General features: G+C 47.8%; 13 protein-coding genes. 10 read left to right on the top strand and 3 right to left on the bottom strand.

The annotated features are described in order from the left end of the window. Window positions 1-3 precede the first annotated feature (3 nt). Window positions 4-1,305 (bottom strand): phenylacetate--CoA ligase, encoded by a 1,302-nt coding sequence (locus FVF72_RS02435; RefSeq protein ID WP_147671088.1) that lies wholly within the window; start codon window positions 1,303-1,305, stop codon window positions 4-6. A gap of 113 nt (window positions 1,306-1,418) precedes the next feature. Here FVF72_RS02435 and FVF72_RS02430 point away from each other — a divergent pair, with 113 nt between their 5' ends. Both FVF72_RS02430 and FVF72_RS02425 read left to right on the top strand, forming a co-directional pair. Beyond that, a complete protein-coding gene (locus tag FVF72_RS02430; protein WP_013295253.1) occupies window positions 1,419-2,999 on the top strand; it encodes a sodium:solute symporter in 1,581 nt (526 codons plus the stop codon). A 65-nt stretch (window positions 3,000-3,064) separates the two neighbouring features. After that, window positions 3,065-3,256, top strand: coding sequence for a symporter small accessory protein (locus FVF72_RS02425; RefSeq protein WP_013295254.1), 192 nt, complete (start codon window positions 3,065-3,067; stop codon window positions 3,254-3,256). A gap of 193 nt (window positions 3,257-3,449) precedes the next feature. On the opposite strand, the gene FVF72_RS02420 is transcribed toward FVF72_RS02425, so the two are convergent. Then, a complete protein-coding gene (locus tag FVF72_RS02420) occupies window positions 3,450-5,345 on the bottom strand; it encodes a YhgE/Pip domain-containing protein (protein WP_147671087.1) in 1,896 nt (631 codons plus the stop codon). A 148-nt stretch (window positions 5,346-5,493) separates the two neighbouring features. Between FVF72_RS02420 and FVF72_RS02415 the strand changes: the two genes are divergently transcribed. Together FVF72_RS02415 and pyrE are read left to right on the top strand one after the other, a co-directional pair. Beyond that, window positions 5,494-5,727 carry a PRC-barrel domain-containing protein gene (locus FVF72_RS02415; protein ID WP_013295256.1) on the top strand — a complete coding sequence of 78 codons (234 nt, stop codon included), beginning with the start codon at window positions 5,494-5,496 and terminating at the stop codon, window positions 5,725-5,727. Window positions 5,728-5,860: 133 nt separating this feature from the next. Beyond that, window positions 5,861-6,406, top strand: a complete 546-nt coding sequence (gene pyrE / locus FVF72_RS02405; protein ID WP_147671086.1) for an orotate phosphoribosyltransferase — start codon at window positions 5,861-5,863, stop codon at window positions 6,404-6,406. Window positions 6,407-6,554: 148 nt separating this feature from the next. Here the strand turns inward: pyrE and FVF72_RS02400 are convergent, their stop codons facing one another. Beyond that, window positions 6,555-7,085: a molybdenum cofactor biosynthesis protein B gene (locus FVF72_RS02400; RefSeq protein ID WP_147671085.1), complete on the bottom strand. Its 531-nt coding sequence runs from the start codon at window positions 7,083-7,085 to the stop codon at window positions 6,555-6,557. A 41-nt stretch (window positions 7,086-7,126) separates the two neighbouring features. On the opposite strand from FVF72_RS02400, the gene FVF72_RS09245 reads away from it, so the two are divergent. The 6 genes from FVF72_RS09245 (at window position 7,127) to FVF72_RS02375 (ending at window position 12,291) form a co-directional block, all read left to right on the top strand. Beyond that, complete coding sequence (locus tag FVF72_RS09245) at window positions 7,127-7,291, top strand: hypothetical protein (protein ID WP_187239658.1); 165 nt, start codon at window positions 7,127-7,129, stop codon at window positions 7,289-7,291. Between the two features lie 367 nt (window positions 7,292-7,658). After that, complete coding sequence (locus FVF72_RS02395) at window positions 7,659-8,156, top strand: type II toxin-antitoxin system VapC family toxin (RefSeq protein WP_147671084.1); 498 nt, start codon at window positions 7,659-7,661, stop codon at window positions 8,154-8,156. Window positions 8,157-8,187: 31 nt separating this feature from the next. Then, window positions 8,188-9,309, top strand: coding sequence for a DUF2117 family protein (locus FVF72_RS02390; protein WP_147671083.1), 1,122 nt, complete (start codon window positions 8,188-8,190; stop codon window positions 9,307-9,309). Between the two features lie 22 nt (window positions 9,310-9,331). After that, a complete protein-coding gene (locus FVF72_RS02385; protein WP_147671082.1) occupies window positions 9,332-10,318 on the top strand; it encodes a methanogenesis marker 2 protein in 987 nt (328 codons plus the stop codon). A gap of 10 nt (window positions 10,319-10,328) precedes the next feature. After that, complete coding sequence (locus FVF72_RS02380) at window positions 10,329-11,870, top strand: methanogenesis marker 3 protein (protein ID WP_147671081.1); 1,542 nt, start codon at window positions 10,329-10,331, stop codon at window positions 11,868-11,870. After that, complete coding sequence (locus FVF72_RS02375) at window positions 11,845-12,291, top strand: methanogenesis marker 6 protein (RefSeq protein WP_147671080.1); 447 nt, start codon at window positions 11,845-11,847, stop codon at window positions 12,289-12,291. The genes FVF72_RS02380 and FVF72_RS02375 overlap by 26 nt, the downstream gene beginning before the upstream one ends. Window positions 12,292-12,293 lie beyond the last annotated feature (2 nt).

Genomic DNA, 12,293 nt, shown 5'->3' with positions numbered 1-12,293 from the left:
CCATTAGTCAAATTTCCTCTTATCTATGACCCTTATGGCTTTACCCTCACTTCTTGGAAGGCTTCCCGGTTCCACAAGTGTAACGTTAACACGCAGACCTATCTCACTGTGTATATGCTTTTCTATCATCCTTCTGGCCTCTTCCACATGTTTAACCTCATCGGAGAAGAGTTCCGGGGACGCTTCAACCTGGACCTCAAGTTCATCCAGAAACTCGGGCCTTGTGACGACTATCTGGTAGTGGGGTTCAAGACCCCTTATCTTGAGAAGGGCCCTTTCGATCTGTGATGGGAAGACAATGACACCCCGGATCTTGAGCATGTCGTCGCTTCTACCGGTTATCCTGTCCATCCTCACAAGGGTACGACCGCAGCCACATTCATCGTTCCTGAGGGCTGTTATGTCCTTTGTCCTGAACCTGAGGATTGGCATACCCTCCCTTGTGAGTGTTGTGAGTACCAGCTCCCCCTTCCTGCCATAGGGGAGTTTCTCTTCTGTTTTAGGGTCTATTATCTCAGGGTAGAAGTGATCCTCAAATATGTGGAGGCCGTTCTTCTCGGTACACTCCTGGGCGACTCCTGGCCCTATTATCTCTGTGAGGCCATAGATGTTGAGGGCGGTGAGTCCCAGCCTTTCCTCTATGGCATTTCTCATTTCTTCGGTCCACATCTCGGCACCGAATATGCCTGATTTGAGGTTCAGACTTTCAATGTCGACGCCCTCCTTTTCAAGGACCTCTGCAAGGTAGAGTGCATAGGAGGGTGTGCATGTTATTATTGTGGTCCCGAAGTCCTGCATTATCTCGATCTGCCTCTTGGTGTTACCCGCTGAGATTGGGATGACGGTCGCCCCGATCTTCTGGGCCCCGTAGTGGACACCAAGGCCCCCTGTGAAAAGCCCGTACCCATAGCAGTTCTGTATACGGTCCTTCTTTGTTGCCATCCCCATGGTCAGGGATCTCGCCATTACCTCCGACCATATTTCAAGGTCCCTCCTGGTGTAACCGGAAACAACTGGCTTACCGGTGGTTCCTGATGATGTGTGGACCTCCACTATATCCTCATCTGGCACTGCAAACATCCCGAAGGGGTATGCGTCCCTGAGGTCATTCTTTGTGGTGAAGGGCAGCTTCTCTATATCATCCAGTGTTTCTATGTCCTCTGGAAACACCTCTAAATCGTTTAAACGTTTGTTGTAGTATGGCACGTTTTCATAGGCCCTTTTAACTGTCTCCTGCAGTCTCCTGAGCTGTAATTCCTGTTTTTCTTCCTGACTCATGCATTCTGCTTCAGGGTTCCATATCATTTTGATCTCCTTTGAATGTGATTCTCTCAGTTTTCTTTCTGTAAAGACTTATATGTTAATTATCATTATCGTTAATTATAAATTGTAACTGATAAACGTAAGGAGGATGTTGAATGGATTTTCTGGTACTGGGTATCGTTGTTCTCATCTACTTCCTTCTTGTGGGCTACGTTGGTTATGTGGCCTGGAGGAGGACGGAGACCTCAGAGGACTACATGGTGGCCGGTAGGAAGACCCATCCTTACATCATGGCCATGAGTTACGGCGCCACGTTTATAAGTACGGCGGCGATTGTGGGTTTTGGTGGTATGGCCGGTGTGTTTGGGATGGGGATACTCTGGCTGGTGTTTCTCAACATACTTGTGGGTATTTTCATTGCCTTTGTGTTCTTTGGTAAGCGCACGAGGAAGATGGGTCATAACATGTCTGCCCTCACCTTCCCGGAGTTCCTGGGGAGGAGGTTCAATAGCAGGTTCCTCCAGTCATTTGGGGGGGCCATAATATTCCTGGGAATGCCACTCTACGCATCAGTGGTCCTTATAGGGGCCGCAAGATTTATTGAAACTACCCTCGGGCTTAACTTCAACATAGCCCTCATCCTGATGGCTGTTATTGTTGCTGTTTATGTCGTGCTGGGAGGTATACGTGGTGTGATGTATACTGATGCCCTTCAGGGTACCATAATGTTTCTGGGTATGATTTTCCTGGTTGTGTCAACCTATTACATTCTTGGTGGTGTGGTGGATGCTCATCAGGCCCTCACCAGCATGTCTCATCTGGTGCCTGCAAAGGCCAGTGCTCTGGGTGCAACTGGCTGGACCAGCATGCCTGTTTATGGCAGCCCCTACTGGTGGACCCTCCTGTCAACCATAATACTCGGTGTGGGTGTGGGTGTCCTTGCCCAGCCACAGCTAATAGTGAGGTTCATGACGGTGAGGTCCAACAGGGAGCTCAACAGGGGTGTTCTGATAGGCGCACTCTTCATATTCGTGATGACCTGGAGCGCCTATGTGGTCGGGGCCCTTTCAAACGTTTACTTCTTCAAAAAGGCAGGTGTAATTGCCCTTCAGGCTGCTGGCGGCAATGCGGATAAGATAATACCTGTCTTTATCAATTCTGCCATGCCTGAGTGGTTCTCCTATATCTTCATGCTGACCCTGCTCTCTGCCGCAATGTCCACACTCAGCGCACAGTTCCATGTGCAGGGTACAGCCATAGGAAGGGATGTGTATGAGACCATAAGAAACAGAAAGGGCGAAAGGTCAGTCCTCATAGCAAGGGGCGGTATTATCATTGCGGTTCTGATCGCGGTTGTTCTGGGCTACCTGCTGCCAGGGAGTATAATTGCGCAGGGGACGGCTCTCTTCTTTGGTATTTGCGCTGCTTCCTTCCTGTCGGTTTATGCTGCGGCTATTTTCTGGAGGAGGGCCACCCGTGAGGGCGCGATTGCAGGTATGGTTTCAGGCGCCATCGTGAGCCTCTTATGGCTTCTTTTCGAGTATAAGAAGACTGCGGAGGCTCTTGGGATTGCCAAGGCCATCTTTGGAGGTCCTGTTATTTCTTCGATGCCCTGGCCTGTTGTTGACCCGATACTGATTGGGGTGCCTGTCTCAGCGATCTTCATGGTTGTTGTGAGTCTTCTTACGGAGCCACCGTCCCGTGAGCATGTTGAGAGATGTTTTGAGGGAGTCTGATGTGGAGGTTCTGTGATGGTTTATTTGCAGGAAGTTTCTGGAGACTCTGATGTGGAGGTTCTGTGATGGTGCTTGGTATACCTGATCCCTGGGTCTGGAGTGCTTACCTCCTCTGCATCCTTGTGACGGTTTTCTGTGTACTTTATGGTATTGTGAACTGGAACCGTGGAGGTGAGGATGAGGAGGAGCAGATAATGGAGGAACTCCAGTGGGAGGAAGAAGAGAAGAAGATGGAAGAGGATGAACTGGGCCTCTAGGCCCCCCCTTTTATTTATCAGGCGATTATTGTTGAAACCATTCTCATGATATGGGCCATTAAATTTCTAAAAACTGCTTTCTGCTGAAAATTTTGAAATCGTTCGGGATGTGATAATTTCCTAGAATCACAATTCTGCCAATAAAAATCAGGATCAAGCCTATCTGGCAAAAATAAAAATAAAAATAGTTTAATCAGAAAAGACCGCTTTCTTCTAGTTTGCTCTCCATCCAGTGGGCCCTTTTATCCATTTTCTCCTTTACAAGTACCGTGATAAGGAAGGTCACCACAGGGAAGAGGGCAAGAAGTGCAATATTCTTCCAGTAGATACTCCAGATCACACCAGCGACCACCTCCCTCAGAGCACCCACAGCGTAGGTGAGTGGAAGGTACGGGTGGATTGCCTGGAAAAATGGTGGCAGGAGTTCAACAGGGAATATGCCCCCTGTACCTGTGATCTGAAGCACAAGGATTATTATTGAAAGGGCCTTTCCGGCGTTCCCCAGGGCAGATGTGAGGGAATAGATTATGAGCATGGAACAGATGCTCACGTAAATGGCTGTCAGCAGGAACAGCAACCTACCTGTTATCTGCACCTGGAGGAGCAGGGCTCCGGCTGCAACAACAAGGGCCTGACAGATGGCTATTATGATGAAGAGCCCCATCCTTCCAAAGTACACCTGTATGCTGCTGTATTCACCGTACTTCACCCTCATGCTTATCATTGCAACTGCGATAATACCTCCTATCCAGAGGGATATGGGTATGTAGAAGGGTGCAAGCGCGGATCCGTAATTCTTCACAGGGTAGATGTGCTCCTTCTCCATCTTCACAGGGCTTCTGAAGTATTCCCTCACAGCGGAAGGATCAATGTCAGCCAGTCTCACAAGGCTGTTGAGGTCATCCTCACTGATCATGCCAAGCTTTCTGTGGGCGTCCTGGATCGCTGACCTCATAACTGGCCATTTTGAGTTTGCGATGCCCAGTTTTGATGAAGCATCCCTCATGGCAGCATCTATCTGTGCCCTGTTATCCATGAGCTTGTTCAGTGCACTGTCCATTTTGTTGAGGGATTCTCTGAGCTTCACAAGGCGTTCTGTGGTCCCCTTTGTTTTGAGGTCTGTTTCTATACCCTCAAGTATACTCAGAACTGAGGTGGCCTTCTGGATATTGGCGTCTATCTGGTCCATCGCTGTTTTTAACTTAGGATCCCCGGTGGCGGAATATAAACTGCCAAGAACAGCCTTCAGGTATTTCATTGAGGTTATTGCCTCTGAGAGATGGGACTCCATGGACTGGACTGTTGATAGGGCCTTAGCAGGGTCTTTTCCAATGTAACTCTCCAGTAGACTGTATTTCTCCTTCACAAAGTTTGCGTTTTCCTGAATTTCTGGCAAATCACTCTTCAGCCCTGACCAGAGGTTCTGCCCCTTTTCAAGGTCTGAATTTGCCGTGCTGAGGGTTTCATCGATTTTACCAAGGTTTGCATTTAGTTCGCTGATGAATTTCTTTGTCCTGAGGATATCATCCCTGTTTGCCCTTGCCAGTTCACCGGCACTGCTTATCTTACCGAATATTATTCCGTCAATGGTCTTAACGACTTCACTGTTTATCTTTGCCTGAAGTGCATCTGCCCCTGCGTTTGTTATTCGTGGAGCCACAGGGTTCAGCTTGTCATTCACTATGTACTCGATGCTGGCCTGCCTGGGGGTGCCGTTCTTGATGGACAGGAGGTCTGAGCTGAAGTTTCCTGGTATTATGAGTACGGCGTAGTAGTCCCCCTCCCTGAGTCCATTCATGGCCTCTGAACGATCAACGAACTGCCAGTCGAAGTTTCTGTTATTTCTGAGTTCATCCACGAATTCTGCACCCACATTGAGCTTTTCACCCTCAAAATTCACTCCCCTGTCCTCATTGACCACCGCAACCTTGATGTTGGATGTCTTTGAGTATGGGTCGAGGGTTGCCTGTATGTTGAAAACTGCATACAGTGCCGGGATACAGATAATCACTGCAATGACGAATAGCACCACGGGACTGTTTTTAACGGTCTTGATGTCATTCCAGAATATTTCCAGGGCTTTTTTCATTGGTTTTATGCCTCCAGAGAATAAAGTATATTCATGTAAGAAAAAGAAGATAGTGAATTTCATTATATAAAAAGGTTTTGGTTCAGCACATTTAAAATTTTAAATACCCATGAGAACAATAATAATACAGTGACTGAATGGTGGTACCATGAGGATAGTTGAAGAAATAATCGGCAAAGAGGTTCTTGACAGTTCCGCAACGGTGATAGGCAAGGTAAAGGACGTTGAGGTTGACATAGAATCCCAGACAATAGAGGCACTCGTTCTTGGAAAGGGTGGAATATCAGAGGGTCTTGGGCTATCAAAGGGGGAGACAATAGTTCCCTACGAGATGGTTAAAAAGATAGGGGACAAGATACTACTAAGGGGCGGCGAGGAATAACAGGGTGAAGGTCCTTGCAGCTTAAGGGGATCTGCGGCCTCTGTGGCAGGGCGGACTTTCTCCACACCTGCAGGCTATGCGGATCAATGGTATGTTCAGGTTGTTACAGCGCCGAACTGGGGGTCTGTAAATTATGCAGGTCAAAGATCAGGAGAAACTCAGAGAGACACTCATAAAACTTCTTTCAGAGAGAAATGTCATTCAGAGGGGTAAGTTTGTTCTCTCGTCAGGAAGGGAAAGTGATTATTACGTTGATATCAAGCGAGCTATAACCGACCCTGAGGTCCTTGATGTGATAGCGAGGCTCATAAAGGGTGAGGTGGGGGGTGCAGACAGGATTGCGGGCCCTGCCCTGGGCGCGGTCCCCATTGCAACTGCAGTGTCCATTTACTCCAGAAAACCCCTCCTCATGATAAGAAAGGAAAAGAAGGGTTATGGAACATCAAAACTCATTGAGGGTGAACTGAACACCGGTGAAAGAGTCGCTGTTGTGGAGGACGTCACAACAACCGGAGGATCACTTCTGAGGGCTGTGAGGGCGATCCAGGAAAATGGAGGAGTGGTTGAGAAAACATTTGTTGTGGTTGACCGTGAGGAGGGGGCGGTTGATGAATTCAAAAAAAGGGGTATTGAACTCATACCGCTGATATCGGTCTCTGATTTCAGGGATGATCACTGATTAATTAATCTTTTTTTGAGCTTCTAATTCAGGGGATCATATCCTATTTTGAGAAAATCTGCTTTCACAGTTAATTATCCAACGATTGTCTCATGATAGGGCACTCAAATGATGCAGAATCCTCGAAGCATCTTTAAAAAAAGCATATTCATTCCCGGAGGTGCTTAACAAGGTGGCCGAGTTCAGGGACAGCAATTTCAATCCCAAGTTCCACCGCGTTCGGTGACCCTGGAAGTGCAAATATCAGTGTTTTTCTGTATACACCCGCCGTTGCCCTGCTGAGTATCGCCCCTGCTCCCAGCTTTTTAAATGAGAGGTGCCTGAATATCTCACCGAAACCATCCAGTTCCTTTTCAAAGATACCCCGTAGGGTCTCCACTGTTATGTCTCTACTTCCAATTCCTGTGCCACCGGTGGTAAATATAACGTCAGCACCCTTATCTATCATATCATCAACTGCAGATAGAAGTTCATGTCTGTCATCGGGTATTATCCTGTATTCCTTAACAGAGTAACTTTCAGACAGTGCCTCCATGAGTTTTCTGCCTGATAGGTCACCTTCAGGTATTTCACCGGTTTTTCTGAATTCCTCATATTTTGAATCACTGAGGGTGATGACAGCGCATATTATGTCCTCTGGAGCCAATCTCCTGTGCTCCTCCATGCTGGAACTTTTCATATCAATCAACCGGTATCTTAATAATAAACTGTGGATGTAACATGCTATTTATTGTGGGTGCAATTTATAAGTCTTTTGGTTTTTCTGTAAGCGAAAGTGAGTATATTCACGTTTCTGACAAGGAGAGAAAAGTAATAAAAATTTATGGCGGTTTGGTCTGGGTAGGGTTTGATATTGGATTGGAGGCGGTTTTAATTCCAATTTAAAAGACCAGAATAAGTTTAAAAGTCCTGGACCCTACCCGTTTACTATATATTGACACCACTATTTATAAAGTTTTCGTTAGATTGGTTCAACCGTTCTCAAGAACTTTTAAGCGCATTTAAGGGTTTTTAAACCATCTAAACATGAAAATAGCTGTTTTAATGGACTTTACAGAACTTCATGGTAATACTTTTTTGCACCTGCCCGATTATCCACATGGTCGGTTGATGGGGTGTATCTGGGGTTCTTCCACAGGGAAAGCCACCAACCCGGTACTCCCCCATGCGAGGGTAAATTTATTACCATGCTTCACCAAACTGAAAAATGGAAACTTATTATATTATAATCCCTGATTAATACGTGGTCTTGATGAAGAGGGTTCTTGATGCATCTGCATTCATAAACGGATACATACCTGAAGGCACTGAAAACTACACCGTGAAGTCTGTAACAGATGAGATAAGGGACTTCAAGTCGGTCATGGTCCTTGAGAGGGCACTCAGTGATGGCAGACTCAGAATAATGGAACCTGACCCTGAGAGCATGAGGGAGGTGGATGAGGTCACCAGCAGATCAGGGGATGCCATGAGGCTTTCCAGTACAGACAGGGAGGTTATAGGACTTGCCGTTTCACTCAGAAAGAGGGGAGGGGTAACTGTAATCACCGATGACTATACAATACAGAACACCCTCAGAATTCTTGGAATAGATTTCAGCAGTGTCCTCACATCAGGTATAAAGGAGACCTATCAGTGGAGGAAGATATGCACTGGATGCAGGAAGGTGTACCCTCAGGACTACCAGTTTGGGGAATGTGAGATATGTGGTTCAGAGATAAAGAAGAAAAGATACAGATCCCGCCGTTAGAGGGGATCTTGCAGGAAGCGCAGGTGATCTTATGAGAATAGGCGTGGTTGTCCATGGACCACAGATGGTTGATTCAGGATACGCAGCAAAACTCATAGATTTTCTAAAAAAATATGGGGAGGTCAGGGCAAGACTCGGGGGCACCATGGGGCGGACCGCGGTCTATGACGCCCACCTTGAGGATGTTATAGACATCTCAGAGAAGAGACTCCCAAGTGAATCGGTTGATCTCTTTGCAGATGAGGGCGCCGACATTGTTGTCCTCATGAACTACGGAAAGTCCCGTATCACAGGGCACGGATTTGGATACAAGGTTTTCCAGAGATCAGAAAAAAAACCGCCAGTTGTTCAGATAGAAAGACCAGGCGAACCCGATGGAAGTGTTGTGGCATGGAAGAGGGAGGCCGAGCCATTCGCAGAGAAACTGGCACGTGAACTTGAACTCGAAATGGTGGATCCAGAGGAGGTATGCAGGGAAATCTTCCATGGAGAGCCCTGCGGTGAACAGAAACCTGACAGAAGGGAGTACCGGAGGCTCGTGGGTGTCTCAGAGAATGAGAACATATTCGTAAATGGTATAGTAGTGGGGGTCTCAACGTCAGACGACGTCACCCTCGTCGCAGAGGACGGTTTGATCACTGAGATAAGAGGGGGAAGGATAAAGGAACACGGGGTTGAAAAGCTTGGAAGGGTTAACCTCAAGGACGCGGTCGTGAAGACAGGACTTCTCCGCCGCTCGGAGGTAAAACCCAGAAAGGTGAAGGTAAGGGAAAATAATAAAAAGAAGTACCGGGTTTCGTTCTTAAACCACGCAGCAGAGGACATATACACTCTCCATGACTCTGATCTTGTTGTCACGGTTGGAGATGACACAACGCTCGTGGCTGCAGATATACTCTACAGATTCGATGTTCCCATAATAGGGATAACAGACGGTGATATAGATAGGGTGGTTAAGAAGGGCTTCAAATGCGCAGATTCGATCATAATAGAGTTTGAGGGGGGATGGGACGATATAGTTGGTGAAAGAATCCACAGGGAGCTCTTCAGGGGTAAAGACACCATTGAAACCCATGATTTGGAAACTTTTAAAAGGGATCTACTACAGATTATAGATAATATAGGTGCAAGCTACACCGTGAGATACACCTAAACCGATAAAAAGAGGTGTGGAATTGGATTTAGATGATATCATCCATTCCCTTAAAAATTTTGAGGGTGTAACAAGAAAACGGCCAATAAGGAACATAGTTTCTATTCTTAATGATGCATTCAGTGTCTCGGGAAAAACACATCTCGGTTACGGTGATGACGCATCGGCCATCAGGATTGGAGACGGAAAACTTCTTTTACTGGCAGCGGATGGAATATGGGGGCGTCTGATGGAGGCTGACCCCCACTGGGCCGGTTACTGTTCTGTACTTGTTAATGTTAATGATATTGCAGCCATGGGCGGCAAACCCGTGGGCATGGTCAACGTTCTCTCAATTAACTCACGGGAGACCTGTTACAGTGTGATGGAGGGTATAAGGGAGGGGGCAGAGAAGTTCGGTGTCCCAATGGTGGGGGGCCACGTGCACCCTGACACACCCTACGACGCCCTTGATGTTTCAATTGCAGGTATAGCATCGGAGGATGCTCTCATAACAAGCTGCGACGCAGAACCCGGCGACAGGATTATAGTGGGCATAGACCTCGATGGAAGGCCACACCCATCATTTTCCCTGAACTGGGACACAACCACCCATAAAACACCTGAGGAGGTGCAGTTCCAGATTGAGGTAATGTCCATCATCGCAGAAAGAAAGCTGGTAACTGCAGGTAAGGATATAAGCAACCCGGGGACCCTTGGAACACTGGGGATGCTGCTTGAGGCATCGGATGTGGGTGCATGGGTGGAACTGGAATCAATACCACGTAACAGATCAGTTAAGTGGGAGGACTGGCTTCGAATGTACCCTGGCTCAGGTTTTGTGCTGACAGCACGCCCAGAAAATGTTGCTGAATGTATTGAACTACTCGAGTCTGCCGGAATAACTGCATCAGACGCCGGGGAGATAGTATCCGAAAGAAAACTCCACTTAGTCCATGATAATGATGAAAGGGTCCTCTTTGACTTTGAAAGGGACATCATAACAGGTGTGATAGAAGAAAAGATATGAGGGAGATCTGATGTTTGTTAAGGTTAATGGAGTGGAGGTTGAACTCCCGGAGGGGGCCACAGTGAGGGATGCCATCGATGCTACAGGAGCCCCCTATGTGGAAGGCGCCCTTGTGGGTCTCATAAGCGGCACAAGAGAACTTGAAAGGACAATAGACACATACCGGATCAAAACAACAGCAGGAAGCATCCTGATTGAACTGCTCCCTGAGGAAGCACCTGAAATCGTTGAGACATGGAGGGAGGTCTACAGCAACCTCGAAAACCTCCGTATAAGGTGGACAACACCATCCGAGATTTCAATGGGACCCCTGAAAACAGAACTGGAGCCGTCAAGGAAGGAATTCTTCTACGACGAGAATGAGGTTATAATGAGCCTCTCAGGGTTCAGCCCGGATTCAACCCACATAATAATCTCCAGGGACCCCCATTCATCAGTATACGGCGCCCCGGCTGAGAACAGGGGTGTTTTTGCAAGGGTAACCGGAGGGGGAAGAACCATTGAGAGACTGACAGACCGCGATGTGATAAGGTCAGTGGAACCAGTTGTTGAGAGAAAAAGCATAGTTGAGAGCGCCGCAGTAACAGACCTTGAAACACCACTTGAGGACGGAAACCAGATATTCACCTACGTTAAGGTAAAACCATCCCACGACTCCCCCCAGTCTGTTGAACACTTCTTCACAATGGTGGAGGAGGGGAAACTGAGGGTCGACTATGAGGCCAACTCATTCATAGGTTTCTACTCCCTTCAGGGAATAAAAAAGGATCCCGAAAAAATAGCAAAGAGAAACAGGGGTACGGTGACCCTTCGAAACGCTGGAAGGGGCGCTGGAAGGGTTTACATATACAGGGAGGACAGGGTTTCAACACCATCCCACAACCTCATAGGAAATGTTACAGATGGAATGGAACTGGTGGATATAGCAGGGGAAGGGGACCACATCACGGTGGAGTGCGAACCCGGCAGGATAATGACAGTATCCATGACCCAGAAGGAAGCAGAGGAATACCTTCAGGGGTACGGTGTTGAGCAGATACGGGACGGCATAATGGTTGACGATGCAATCGTTGTGGCCCAGGACCCACCCTACACCATGGACATACTCAAGGAGGGAAGGGTCAGGACAGTGGGCATAGAGGCCGATAAAATCCTTGAGGTTGAACTTGACCCTGATGCACCCAGGTCCTCATGGTACTTCCGCAGACTCACAGGCCTCATCGACACACCCATCGGATCCCTCAAGGTACACTTCGCCTTCCCTGGCATGAAGGTGGTGATGTTTGAGGGTGACAGATCCCTGGCAAAGGGCCTTGTACCTGAGAAAACACCTGAAAACTGCGTTAAAAAGGGCAGCATTGGCATAACAAACATGTCAAGGAGACACATAGGCATGGTTGGTGTTAGACTCGAGGACAACGATGAATACGGCCCAACAGGGGAACCATTCAACGGCACCAACATAATAGGCAGAATCACAGAGGGCCTTGAGAATGTTGAAAAATTCAAAGAGGGGGACACCGTGTATGTCCGGGAAAGAAAAAAACCATGAGGAATCAACAAGAATGATAATACTTGGGCCGTCATCAAGGCTTAGCTCATCGGAACTTGTCCAGAGGCTCCACCTCCTTGGACTGCCACTGACCATAAAATCAACATGCTACGGTGCGCTGGTGCATGGGGACACAGAGACTGTGATGGAGGCTGTGAGGAAAATACGCAGCCTGGACCCGGCCAACATATTCACAAAGGAGAGGGGGTTCCCACCAGGGGACCCCAGGAGATGCAGAGGACACAGAGGGGCAGCAAGGGAGGGTTACCATCAGCTTGAAAAGGAATTCAAACTACTTGGATACGTGGGCGAGGCCCTTGAAAGGCCCCAGAAGGCAGAACCCGAAAAAAAGGAGAAGGTTTCTGTTGATGAATTCCGCGATGTAGTTGAGAGGAGTCTGAAATCCAGACAGAAAACATAGGG

The sequence above is a fragment of the Methanothermobacter sp. KEPCO-1 genome, assembly GCF_008033705.1.
In the GTDB taxonomy this organism is placed as follows: Archaea; Methanobacteriota; Methanobacteria; order Methanobacteriales; family Methanothermobacteraceae; genus Methanothermobacter; species Methanothermobacter marburgensis.
This window is presented reverse-complemented; position numbering and strand designations above follow the sequence as displayed.

Excerpts from the sequence above, each read along its gene's own strand:
- FVF72_RS02425 (WP_013295254.1), top strand. The coding sequence starts at position 3,065 with ATGGTGCTTGGTATACCTGATCCCTGGGTCTGGAGTGCTTACCTCCTC.
- FVF72_RS02395 (WP_147671084.1), top strand. The coding sequence starts at position 7,659 with ATGAAGAGGGTTCTTGATGCATCTGCATTCATAAACGGATACATACCT.
- FVF72_RS02375 (WP_147671080.1), top strand. The coding sequence starts at position 11,845 with ATGTCCGGGAAAGAAAAAAACCATGAGGAATCAACAAGAATGATAATA.
- FVF72_RS02390 (WP_147671083.1), top strand. The coding sequence starts at position 8,188 with ATGAGAATAGGCGTGGTTGTCCATGGACCACAGATGGTTGATTCAGGA.
- FVF72_RS02430 (WP_013295253.1), top strand. The coding sequence starts at position 1,419 with ATGGATTTTCTGGTACTGGGTATCGTTGTTCTCATCTACTTCCTTCTT.
- FVF72_RS02400 (WP_147671085.1), bottom strand. The coding sequence starts at position 7,085 with ATGAAAAGTTCCAGCATGGAGGAGCACAGGAGATTGGCTCCAGAGGAC.
- FVF72_RS02380 (WP_147671081.1), top strand. The coding sequence starts at position 10,329 with ATGTTTGTTAAGGTTAATGGAGTGGAGGTTGAACTCCCGGAGGGGGCC.
- FVF72_RS09245 (WP_187239658.1), top strand. The coding sequence starts at position 7,127 with ATGCTATTTATTGTGGGTGCAATTTATAAGTCTTTTGGTTTTTCTGTA.
- FVF72_RS02435 (WP_147671088.1), bottom strand. The coding sequence starts at position 1,305 with ATGATATGGAACCCTGAAGCAGAATGCATGAGTCAGGAAGAAAAACAG.
- pyrE (WP_147671086.1), top strand. The coding sequence starts at position 5,861 with ATGCAGGTCAAAGATCAGGAGAAACTCAGAGAGACACTCATAAAACTT.
- FVF72_RS02420 (WP_147671087.1), bottom strand. The coding sequence starts at position 5,345 with ATGAAAAAAGCCCTGGAAATATTCTGGAATGACATCAAGACCGTTAAA.
- FVF72_RS02415 (WP_013295256.1), top strand. The coding sequence starts at position 5,494 with ATGAGGATAGTTGAAGAAATAATCGGCAAAGAGGTTCTTGACAGTTCC.